The sequence below is a fragment of the Sphaerisporangium rhizosphaerae genome (assembly GCF_042665155.1).
In the GTDB taxonomy this organism is placed as follows: Bacteria; Actinomycetota; Actinomycetes; order Streptosporangiales; family Streptosporangiaceae; genus Sphaerisporangium; species Sphaerisporangium rhizosphaerae.
Genome location: NZ_JBHTCG010000023.1, coordinates 126,425 through 134,505 on the forward strand (window position 1 = coordinate 126,425; position 8,081 = coordinate 134,505).

Below are 8,081 nucleotides of genomic sequence, written 5' to 3' on the forward strand. Positions count from 1 at the left end.
GGAAGGGTCAGCGCAGCGCGGGCAGGCCGACGGCGGCGGCCATCACGATGCGCTTGAGCGCCGGCAGGAACGCTGGGCAGGCGGCCGCCATGACGGGGTCCTCGGCGTAGATCTCGCGCAGCACCGCGGGAGGGTTGGAGACGGGGTAGAGCATTCCGGCGCCCGCGGTCGCCAGCCCGACCAGCTCGTAGGCCTCGCTCTCGGTCAGGCCGGAGGGCGCCGCGGCGACGCGGGCGGCCAGGTCGCCGATGACGTCCAGCACGGCGCGCTTGCACGCGCGCGCCGCCTCCACCGAGACGTTGTGCTCGAGGCTGGTGGCCGTGTTGCCGAGCAGGTCGCACATGAGCGGCCGCGCCTCGAGCGTCTCGGTGAGCGCGGCGACGACGGCCGCGAGGCCGGTGGCCCGGCCGAGCCGTTCGGCGACCTCGCTCCCCCACTCTCGCCACTCCTCGGCGGCCAGGACGAGGTAGATCTCCTCGCGGGTGCCGAAGTAGCGTCCGACGTTGGACTTGGCCAGGCCCGCGGCGGCGGCGACCCCGCCGAGGCTGACCGCGCGCACGCCGGATCGCAGGGCCAGTTCGCGGGCGGCCTCCAGAATGGCCTCGCGCCGCTGCAGCTTGTGCTCGGGCCGTCTGGCCCGGAGGAATCCCTGCGTCATGTCGCAGCAAGCATACGGCGACGATAAAAGAACGCCGTTCTCTTGTTAAGATGACATCGTTCTGTTAACGTCGGCGCACATCCGGACGCATCACGTCCACCGGCGGGAGGCAGCGCGTGGTCGAGGTACAACTGAGGATCAACGGGACCGTCCACACCTGCGAAATCCCGCCACAGGTCAGCCTGCTGGACGTCCTGCGCGAGCACCTCGGGCTCACCGGCACCAAGAAGGGCTGCGATCAGGGGGCGTGCGGCGCGTGCACGGTGCTCGTCGACGGCGAGCGCATCAACTCCTGCCTGACGCTCGCCGTGCAGTACGCCGGCCGCGAGGTCACCACCATCGAGGGCGTCGCGGGCGAGCAGGGCCCGCACCCGCTTCAGGCGGCGTTCATCCGCAACGACGGCTTCCAGTGCGGCTACTGCACCTCCGGGCAGATCTGCTCGGCGATCGGCATGCTCGCCGAGCACGCCTCCGGCGCGCCGAGCCTGGTCACCGAGCACCTGGCCGCGACCGGCGCCGAGCTGACGGACGCCGAGATCAGAGAGCGCATGAGCGGCAACCTGTGCCGCTGCGGCGCCTACAACGGCATCGTCGACGCCATCCGCGAGGTCGCCACCACCCAGGCCCGGCGGGAACTCGCCGAAGACGGGGACCGGCGGGCGGACCGCGAGCACACCGCCGCGCGCGCCGGACGGCCGGCCTCCGCGGCGGAGGCCGCCCGATGAGGCCGCTCGCCTACGTGCGCCCCGGCGACGTCCCGGCCGCCCTGCGCGCCATCACCGCCGAGCCGGGCGCGAGGTTCCTCGGTGGCGGCACCAATCTGGTCGACCTGATGCGGCAGGACGTCGAACGCCCCGCCACGGTCGTCGACATAACCGGCCTCCCCCTGGACCGGGTGGAGCAGGCCCCGGACGGCGGGGTGCGCGTCGGCGCGCTGGCGCGCAACAGCCACCTGGCCGCCCACCCGGTCATCCGCGGCCGGTACCCGGTGCTGGCGCAGGCCGTCCTCAGCGGCGCCTCGGCGCAGCTGCGCAACATGGCGACGGTCGGCGGCAACCTGCTCCAGCGCACCCGCTGCCCCTACTTCTACGACGGCGCCGCCGCCTGCAACAAGCGCGAGCCCGGCAGCGGGTGCGACGCGATCGGCGGGCTCAACCGCGACCACGCCGTGCTCGGCGCCAGCGAGGCGTGCGTCGCCACCCATCCCTCCGACATGTGCGTCGCCCTGGCCGCGCTGGACGCCGTGGTCGTCGTCGAGAGCCTGCGCGGCGAACGGCGCGTCCCGATGGAGGACTTCCACCGGCTGCCCGGCGGCACCCCGCACATCGAGAGCGCGATCGAGGCCGACGAGCTGGTCACGGCGGTGGAACTGCCCCCCTGCCCGGTCGCGGCGACCTCCCGCTACCGCAAGGTCCGCGACCGGGCGTCCTACGCCTTCGCGCTGGTCTCGGTCGCCGCGGCGATGGAGGTCCGCGACGGCGCGGTGGCGGAGGTGCGCCTGGCCCTCGGCGGCGTCGCGGCCAAGCCGTGGCGGGCCCGGGAGGCAGAGCGGGTCCTGCTCGGCGCGCCGGCCGTCGAGGAGTCCTTCCGTCGGGCCGCCGAGGCCGAGCTCGCCGCCGCCACCGCCCTGTCCCACAACACCTTCAAGATCGAGCTGGCCCGGCGCACCGTCACCGCGACGCTGCTGCGGCTGCTCACCGACGGGAGCGCGGCATGACCCGCACCGATGCGCACGGCACGAACGGCACGACCGCGGCGGAGGGCTCGCCGGTGACGTCGCCGGCCGGGGAGCGCGGCCCGGCGCGCGTGGAGGGCTCCAGGCGTCTGGTCGGCAGGCCGGTCGACCGGGTGGACGGGGTGCCGAAGACCACCGGCGCGGCCCGGTACTCGGCCGAGCACCCCTACCCCCGACTCGCCCACGCCGTCCTGGTGCACGCGACCATCACGCGCGGCCACCTCACCGCCATCGACACCGCCGAGGCGTCGGCCGTGCCGGGCGTGCTCACCGTCATCACCCACCACAACGCGCCCGTGCTGAAGCCCCCGCCGCCGGTCAGCGTCATGAACCTCAGCACGATGGCCTCCGGCACGTCGGTCGCCTACCTCAACACCGACGAGGTCCACTGGAACGGCCAGCCGGTCGCGGTCGTCGTCGCCGAGACCCTGCACGCCGCCCAGCACGCCGCCCGGCTGGTGAGGGTCACCTACCGCGAGTCGCCCGCGGCCGTCGACTTCGCCGCCGAGGAGCCGAACGCCACGCCGCAGAAGAACGACATGGTCTCCGAGGGCTCGGCGAAGAAGGGCGACGCCGAGGCCGCGCTCGCGGCGGCGCCGGTGTCGGTGGACCTGCGGTACACCACGCCGGCGCACGCCCACAACGCGATCGAGCCGCACGCCACCACGGCCGTCTGGGACGGCGACCGGCTGACCGTCCACGACGGCGCGCAGAACGTGGCCTGGATGCGCGACCATCTCGCCCTGCGCTTCGGCGTGCCCGCCGCCGGGGTCCGCGTCGTCGCGCCGTACGTCGGCGGCGCGTTCGGCGGCAAGACCGTGGTGTGGGCCGGGACGATCCTCACCGTGATGGCGGCACGGGTGACCGGCCGGCCGGTGCGGATGACGCTCACCCGCGAGGGCGTCTACCGCACGGTCGGCGGGCGCACCCCCTCGGCGCAGCGCGTCGCGCTCGGCGCCCGGCCCGACGGGCGGCTCACCGCGCTGGTCCACACCGGCGTCACCCAGATCGGCCGGGTCGGGGGCGGGCCCGAGCAGGTCACCTCCCAGTCGCGGCACCTCTACGACGCCGGGAACATCCTGCTCCAGCAGAGCCAGGTCGCGCTGGACACGGTCTCCAACACCTACATGCGCGCGCCCGGGGAGTCGATCGGCACCTTCGCGCTGGAGGCGGCGATCGACGAGCTGGCCTGCGAGCTCGGCATGGACCCGATCGAGCTGCGCATGCGCAACGAGCCCGAGCGCAACCCCATCGACGGCAAGCGCTTCTCCCACCGGATGCTGCGCGAGGCGTACGCGATGGGCGCGCGACGGTTCGGCTGGGCGGAGCGCACGCCGGAGCCCGGCTCGATGCGCGACGGCAGGTGGCTGGTCGGCATGGGCGTCGCCTCGGCCTACCACCCGGCGTGGCAGTTCGCCGCCAACCTCACGGTGCGCCTGTCGGCCGACGGCACGGTGCTGGTGCGCTGCGGGTTCCACGAGATGGGCATGGGCGGGGCGACCGCCCAGGCGCAGATCGCCGCCGACGCCCTCGGCGTGCCGTTCGAGGCCGTGCGGGTCGAGTACGGCGACTCCGACCTGCCCACCGGGCCCGGGGCGGGAGGCTCGGGCCAGACCGCCAGCGTGGCGGCGAGCCTCGGCACCGCCTGCGCGAGGCTGCGCGGCACGATGCTGGCGCTGGCCCGGCGGTCGAAGGACTCCCCGCTCCGGGGAAGCCGCCGGGCCGAGGTCCGCGCCCGCGACGGGGGGCTGTGGACCTCCCCCGCCGGGACCGTCGCAGGCGAGACGTACGCGGCGATCCTCGCCCGGGCGGGCCGCCCGCACGTCGAGGTGGCCGTCGGATCCGACACGCGCGTCGGGACGGCGGTCGGACAGGCCCGGTTCATGGCCAAGTTCCTGCTCGACCGGCGGCGCTGGACCAAGGCGGCGTGCGGGGCGCAGTTCTGCGAGGTGCGCGTCGACCCCGACACCGGCGAGGTGCGGGTGTCGCGGTGGGTGGGGGCGTTCGACGTCGGGACGGTCATCAACGCCAAGACCGCCGCCGCCCAACTGCGGGGCGGCATCGTCATGGGCATCGGCATGGCCCTGTCGGAGGAGACGCTGACCGACCCGCGCACCGGGCGCATCATGAACCCCGGCCTCGCCGGGTACCACGTCCCGGTGCACGCCGACATCCCGCCGATCGACGTCTGCTACTTGGACGAGCCCGACCCGACCATGCCGCTCGGCCTGATCGGCGTCGGCGAGGTCGGCATCACCGGCGTCGCCGCCGCCGTCGCCAACGCCGTCCACCACGCCACCGGCCGCCGCGTCCGCGACCTGCCCATCACCCCCGACAAACTCCTCTGACCACCCCTCCGGCTCCCCCGCCGGCGGCGGGCGCGGGGGCGGCAGGGGGTTCGGTAAGTTGTGTCGGGTGTCTGTCGTGCCCGGTACGCCGTCCGTGTCCGCGGTGAGCCCCTCCTCCCGCCTGGCGTGGCTGGACGCGTTGCGGGGCATCGGCGCCGTCGCGGTGGTGGCCGAGCACCTGCTGCCCTGGGTGGTCCCGTGGCTGCGCCCGTACTGGTTCAACATCGGCATCTACGGCGTCCTGGTGTTCTTCCTGGTCAGCGGCTACATCATCCCCGCCTCACTGGAACGGCACGGGGACGTGCGGGCGTTCTGGATCAGCCGCGCCTTCCGGCTGTACCCGCTGTACCTGCTGGTCATCGGGCTGGTGCTGGCGATGGCGTGGCGCCTGCCGGTGCGCGAGGCGGTGCCACGCGACCCCGCCGCGGCGGTCGCGCACGCCACCATGCTGCTGGACGTGGTCGGCGTCGGCGGCGTCGCCGACACCATGTGGACCCTGTCCTACGAGATGGTCTTCTACCTGCTGGTCACCGCGCTGTTCGTCACCGGCGCGCACCGGCGCAGCGCCGTGCCCGCGGTGGTGCTCGGCCTGGCGGCGGTCGCCGTGGCCGCGCTCGTCCCGGCCGCCGCGCTGCGCGGCGCCTGGGTCGTATGGGCGTCCGGCGCGGTCCTCGCCATCGGGCTCGCGTGCGTGGTGTCGGGCCGCCTGCGCAGGACCGGCGCCTGCCTGCTCGGCGTGATGGCGCTGGTCCTGCTGTTCCTGGGCAGCCGGGTGCCCTGGCTGGGCGTGCTCATCCTGGCGGTGATGTTCGCCGGAACCGCCGTGTACCGCTGGGAGAGCGGCACCGGCCCGTTCTGGCCGGTCGCGCTGACCATGGCGCTGGTGGCCCTCACCCCGCTGCCCGCCCGCCAGGCCGGCTGGTGGTGGTCGGCGCCGGATGTGTGGATCACCACCGTCGCGCTGGCCAGCGCGACCTTCGCGGGCGCCTTCGCCCTGCGCCGCCGCCGCGTCCCGCGCGTGCTCACCTGGCTCGGGCTGGTCAGCTACTCGCTCTACCTGCTGCACCATCCGCTGCTGCGGCTGTACGTCTCGGTGACCGGCGACCTGCGCTGGTCGGCGTGGCACGTCCAGGTGCTGATGGCCGCGCTGTTCCTGGCGCTGGTCCTGCCCGCGTCCTGGGTGACCTACCGCCTGGTCGAGCGCCCCGCCCAGCGCCTGGGCCACCGCCTCGCCCGCCGGGCCCCGCACGGCGACCGGCGCCGCAGCGCCTCCCCCGCCGCGTAGGCGCCCGGCCTCGGCCATTCGATCCCGCGAGATGTCCCGGGAGCGGTTCGGGAGATACCGGGGGTGCCTCGTCGCGAAAGTCATAGTTGACATCAACTAGTCGATGATTGATAGTCAGTATCAACTAACAAGGTGGGAACTCGTGGAGAAGCGACGCAAGGTGTCCAATCCGCTGGCTCTGGCCGTGCTCGTCTACCTGATGGCCGAGCCGATGCACGCCTACGAGCTCGGACGACGACTCCAGGAGCACGGCAAGGACCGCAGCATCAAGTACAACCGCGGGTCGCTGTACATGGTGGTCGAGCAACTGCGCAAGGCGGGGTTCGTCGCCGAACGGGAGACCGTGCGCGACACCCAGCGTCCGGAACGCACCATCTACGGCATCACCGAGGCGGGACGCGCCGAGCTCTACGACTGGATGCGCGAACTGGTCGCCGTCCCCCGCGAGGAGTACCCCTCCTTCGGGGTCGCCCTGTCGCTGCTGGCCGTGCTCGCCCCGGCGGAGGGGGCCGGCCTGCTCGGCCGCCGCCTCGCGGCCCTGACCGAGCAGGCCGAGGAGGTGCGGGGGGTGCTGCGGCAGGCCGGCGAGGACCAGGTGCACTGGGTGTTCCTGGCCGAGGAGCGCTACCGGCTCGCCCTGGTGGAGGCCGAGATCCGCTTCGCCGCCGATCTCGCCGAGTCCCTGAAGGACCCCACCTACGAGCGGGCCTGGCAACGGATGCGGGAGGACATGACATGAGCAAGGTGAGGACGGCACTGGTCATCGGCGGCGGCGTCGCGGGCCCGGTGGCGGGAATGGCCCTGCGCAGGGCCGGGGTGGAGGTCACCCTCTACGAGGCCTACCCGACCACGGCCGACGGCGCCGGCGGCTCGCTCGGCCTGGCGCCCAACGGCCTGGCGGCGCTGGAGATCGTCGGTGCCGCCGACGCGGTGCGGGCGCTCGCCCGTCCGATGCCCCGCTCGGTCATGGCCGTCGGGCGCAGACGGCTCGACACCCTGCCCACGCTGCCCGGCCTCGCGCCTTTGCAGCTCATCTGGCGCGCCGACCTGCACCGCGCGCTGTACGACCGCGCGGTCGCGCTCGGCGTCCGGGTCGAGCACGGCAAGCGGCTGGTGGGAGCCGAGGAGACCGGCTCGGGGGTCACGGCGCGGTTCGCCGACGGGACCACGGCCACGGCCGACATCCTGGTCGGCGCGGACGGCATCCGCTCCACGGTCCGCACGCTGATCGACCCGGACGCGCCGGGCCCGACCCCCACCGGGCTGCTCGGCTTCGAGGCCATCGCCGACTTCGACCTGCGGCAGCACGAGGGGACGATCACCTACGCCTTCGGCAGGCGCGGCTTCTACCTGTTCCGCCCGCACCCCGGCGGCGGGGCCGAGTGGGGCGCCAACCTGCCCCACCCGTCCATGACCCTGACCGAGGCCCGGCGGATCCCGAACGAGGAGTGGCTGCGCAGGCTGCTGGAGCACCACGCCGAGGACCACCCCGGCGCCGAGCTGATCCGGCACACCGACCCCGGGCGGCTCCAGGTGCTGGGGTCGATGTACATGATGCCGCGCGTGCCGCGCTGGCACAGCGACCGCATGGTCCTGGTCGGCGACGCCGTGCACGCCCCGTCCAACAGCTCCGGCCAGGGCGCGTCACTGGCCGTCGAGAGCGCCGTCGAGCTCGCCCGTTGCGTGCGCGACCTGCCCGACGCGCCCTCCGCTTTCGCCGCCTACGAGCGCCTGCGCCGGCCGAGGGTGGAGCGGGTCGCCGCGCGCGCGGCCAGGATCAACGGCGGCAAGGCGGCCGGGCCGCTGGCCAGGGCCCTGATGCCGCTGCTGATGCCGATCATGCTGAAGACGGTCATGCACCCCGAGCGGGCCTTCGGCGTCGAACAGCGTCACGTCATCGCCTGGGACGAACCGGCCGCCACCCTCGGCTAGTACTCCAGTGACTGTTCGTGATCTCGCTGGTTATGGGGGCATGGGTACGGCCACCGCGTGATCATCAGTGGTTGTGAAGACATCCGAAGATCATGCGATGGCCGCGGGCCTCAGCGTAGACCC

Annotated in this window: 7 protein-coding genes; 6 read left to right on the forward strand and 1 reads right to left on the reverse strand. The window is 73.9% G+C overall.

From position 1 onward, the window contains the following. Positions 1–7 precede the first annotated feature (7 nt). On the reverse strand, positions 8–658 hold the full coding sequence (locus ACFQSB_RS28015) for a TetR/AcrR family transcriptional regulator (protein ID WP_354835681.1): 651 nt from the start codon (positions 656–658) through the stop codon (positions 8–10). Between the two features lie 116 nt (positions 659–774). Between ACFQSB_RS28015 and ACFQSB_RS28020 the strand changes: the two genes are divergently transcribed. The 6 genes from ACFQSB_RS28020 to ACFQSB_RS28045 all read left to right on the forward strand — a co-directional run bounded on the left by ACFQSB_RS28020 (position 775) and on the right by ACFQSB_RS28045 (position 7,958). Further along, on the forward strand, positions 775–1,383 hold the full coding sequence (locus ACFQSB_RS28020; RefSeq protein ID WP_380829896.1) for a (2Fe-2S)-binding protein: 609 nt from the start codon (positions 775–777) through the stop codon (positions 1,381–1,383). Beyond that, positions 1,380–2,375, forward strand: coding sequence for an FAD binding domain-containing protein (locus tag ACFQSB_RS28025; protein WP_380829897.1), 996 nt, complete (start codon positions 1,380–1,382; stop codon positions 2,373–2,375). Before ACFQSB_RS28020 ends, ACFQSB_RS28025 begins: the two co-directional genes overlap by 4 nt. Beyond that, positions 2,372–4,741 carry a xanthine dehydrogenase family protein molybdopterin-binding subunit gene (locus tag ACFQSB_RS28030; RefSeq protein WP_380829898.1) on the forward strand — a complete coding sequence of 790 codons (2,370 nt, stop codon included), beginning with the start codon at positions 2,372–2,374 and terminating at the stop codon, positions 4,739–4,741. The genes ACFQSB_RS28025 and ACFQSB_RS28030 overlap by 4 nt, the downstream gene beginning before the upstream one ends. Positions 4,742–4,808: 67 nt before the next feature. Next, positions 4,809–6,026, forward strand: coding sequence for an acyltransferase family protein (locus ACFQSB_RS28035; protein WP_380829899.1), 1,218 nt, complete (start codon positions 4,809–4,811; stop codon positions 6,024–6,026). A 142-nt stretch (positions 6,027–6,168) separates the two neighbouring features. Beyond that, on the forward strand, positions 6,169–6,765 hold the full coding sequence (locus ACFQSB_RS28040) for a PadR family transcriptional regulator (protein WP_380829900.1): 597 nt from the start codon (positions 6,169–6,171) through the stop codon (positions 6,763–6,765). Continuing rightward, positions 6,762–7,958, forward strand: a complete 1,197-nt coding sequence (locus tag ACFQSB_RS28045) for an FAD-dependent oxidoreductase (protein WP_380829901.1) — start codon at positions 6,762–6,764, stop codon at positions 7,956–7,958. The genes ACFQSB_RS28040 and ACFQSB_RS28045 overlap by 4 nt, the downstream gene beginning before the upstream one ends. Positions 7,959–8,081: the final 123 nt, after the last annotated feature.

What these genes read in the sequence shown, in the direction of transcription:
- ACFQSB_RS28045 (WP_380829901.1), top strand. Translation starts at nt 6,762, where the DNA reads ATGAGCAAGGTGAGGACGGCACTGGTCATCGGCGGCGGCGTCGCGGGC.
- ACFQSB_RS28025 (WP_380829897.1), top strand. Translation starts at nt 1,380, where the DNA reads ATGAGGCCGCTCGCCTACGTGCGCCCCGGCGACGTCCCGGCCGCCCTG.
- ACFQSB_RS28030 (WP_380829898.1), top strand. Translation starts at nt 2,372, where the DNA reads ATGACCCGCACCGATGCGCACGGCACGAACGGCACGACCGCGGCGGAG.
- ACFQSB_RS28015 (WP_354835681.1), bottom strand. Translation starts at nt 658, where the DNA reads ATGACGCAGGGATTCCTCCGGGCCAGACGGCCCGAGCACAAGCTGCAG.